3 protein-coding genes are annotated in these 2,379 nt (G+C 54.3%); 1 reads left to right on the forward strand and 2 read right to left on the reverse strand.

Translation table 11 applies throughout. The features are described from left to right. A partial coding sequence (locus MUU53_RS22915) for a cadherin-like beta sandwich domain-containing protein (RefSeq protein ID WP_247262909.1) occupies window positions 1-785 on the reverse strand: 785 nt, incomplete at its 3' end. Window positions 786-1,044: 259 nt separating this feature from the next. Continuing rightward, complete coding sequence (locus MUU53_RS22920; RefSeq protein WP_247262910.1) at window positions 1,045-1,854, reverse strand: phage tail protein; 810 nt, start codon at window positions 1,852-1,854, stop codon at window positions 1,045-1,047. Window positions 1,855-2,069: 215 nt separating this feature from the next. Here MUU53_RS22920 and MUU53_RS23280 point away from each other — a divergent pair, with 215 nt between their 5' ends. Continuing rightward, a complete protein-coding gene (locus tag MUU53_RS23280) occupies window positions 2,070-2,201 on the forward strand; it encodes a hypothetical protein (RefSeq protein ID WP_281435238.1) in 132 nt (43 codons plus the stop codon). Window positions 2,202-2,379: the final 178 nt, after the last annotated feature.

Raw genomic sequence — 2,379 nt, forward strand, 5'->3', positions numbered from 1 at the left:
CCGGACGCCGTGCCGGAGGTCACCGTCGTGCCATTGACCGTCACCGTCGCCGTCGCATCGCTCACCGTCGGCGTCACCGTGATCGTGCTTACGCCATTGGCGACAGAGGCCGCATAGCTCGTCGTGCCGCTCGCAAAGCTTGGCGAAAGCGTGCCACTCGACAGCGAAATGTTCGAAAGGTTGGCGTTTGTTGACGTGGCTACAGTTTGAGTGCAGGTAACTGTCAGCGTACCCGATGCACCCGCAGCCCCTCCTCCGGTACCAATGTTGCGGAGCTCGATCTGCAATTTCGGAGCGCCGGAGTTAAACGTGTGACTTCCTGAAATTGAACTCGATCCCGAGAACTGGGTCCCGCCAGAGTATTCGACTTGATCGTCATTACTAATGTAGTAATCGACGAAATTAGCAGAACTAGCGGCGCCCGTTCCGACAAATGTCCAACTTATCCTTTCGCCAGCAGAAAGCGCACCGTAAAAACCACTGACTGCATTCGAGCCAAAGAGGCTACCCGCTGGATCATCCGAAGTAAACGATTGCCCGCTTCCCCAGTCCGAATTGACATTCTGACACGCGGGAGAAGCCGCCGCCTCAGCAGACATCGCGCTCAGCAATGTCCCCATCATAACGAGGCAAAGTAGCATCAGCAGCCGGAGGGTATACTGAAGCAAGGCCGATATCGCAGGAAAACGATTGAATAATGCGCCCGGTCTCGGTTGGTTGGTTACATCAACCGCCAGATTCGTATTGCAGCACATTTCATTGATCGCAGCCTTAATCCCGCGCATTCTACTTTGCATGCCTGTTCCCTCTGGCCGGGACGTTGTGACGTCGCACGAGTGTCTCGCCACAGGACGCTACAAATCTGCAGCAAGGGTTTTCGCGCATTTCTACTGCGCGAAAACCATCAGCAGGAAGCAGGGGTATGCTTCCACTAATTTAGCACTAACTACAACTAAAACGTGCTCTGGCACGAATCTTCTTGCCATGGTTCAGGTGCATTAACAATACACCTGCAACCCTGATTCACTCAATTTCTGGGCGAGATCATGGGCGGTCCGGCCAGAGGCCATTCACCATGATGCAATAGTTCATGGCTAGCGAAGGCGACTGGTTGCTGAAGGCTGCGCCGTTGCCCGTACTGCCGATGGCAACTGAACCACCGGTGATGCCGGTTTGGTAGGTGAAGCTGGTTGCCCCAGTGCCCGGCGTACCGGTCACTTGTACCTGTAACCCGCTGAGTGGGATGTCGGCCGCCGTGCTAGTTGAAGAAACATAGATATTGGCAGCTCCACTGCCGGTGGTACCCTTGCCGAGATAGGAATTCGCGTTCAACGCGGCACCACCGGCCTCGTCCTTTGCGTTCAACGTTGCTGTTACACCCAGAGTGCCGGGCGTTGCCGGAATGTTGACAGTCTGCTGCCCTCCTCCGGTACCTGTGAAGACTGCCTGGTGATTATGCGGCGGCAGGTTGGCAACAGTGAGGGCAGTGGATGGCACACCAGACTGGCTGGCGAAAACCTGCTGTGGCAGGCCGGGACCTGTACCGAAATTGACGATCGCTCGTCCACGCAGATCTGGAAGCGCGAACGTATTCGTCGCCTGGTTGCCGCCATACTGGTAGCTGATCAACGCGAAGAGCGCCTGATAATTGCTCACCGCCACAGTTCGTCCATCCGCCGGAAGCCAGTTGATAGGGCAGTAATTGAAGCTGAACGCGCAGACGGTCCCGATATAGCTTTCCGGCCCACAGGCGTGTGCGGGTGTGGGCAATCCGGATGCGAGCAGACCGCCCGAGAGGGCAATGGCGGCTGTAAGGGCAGACCTGGTGGCAGAGCTAAAAAAAGCAGATTTCATATAAATTTTCCTCCAATACCGCATCAAGGCGCGGCACACTTATTGGTTATATTAATGCGTTTTCATGCTACTTAAGATAATTAAATCGAAAGTAAAAATCGGGAGGCTTTTTTTTTAAAATCTACTTTGGTAATTATATCGACCGTGATTTGGCGGAGTTAGAGCATTCGTTTTGATCAAACGATTTTGGGATGACAAGCAGAGGAGACGGAAAGATGAACCCCTATACGATCAGTGTGGATTTCTCCAAAGATTACATCGACCTCTACCGCCTTCTCGACAGTAAACGGTTCCGGATTACAAACCACTGGATCGGTTTCAAGGCCTTCGCGAATGGCTTGGCGTAGGGCTGGTTGAACGTATTGTTTTCGAACCCACTGGTCCCTATCACAAGGCCTTCGAGCGCTTCATGATGGTGCAAGGGTTGGCCCTCTCCAAGATCAATCCCCGCCTTGCAAGACGTTTTGCAGAAGCGACCGGCAGGCTTGCCAAGACGGACAGGATCGATGCCGGACTGCTGGCGCG

The sequence above is a fragment of the Affinirhizobium lemnae genome (genome assembly GCF_022968395.1).
Lineage (GTDB): Bacteria > Pseudomonadota > Alphaproteobacteria > Rhizobiales > Rhizobiaceae > Neorhizobium > Neorhizobium lemnae.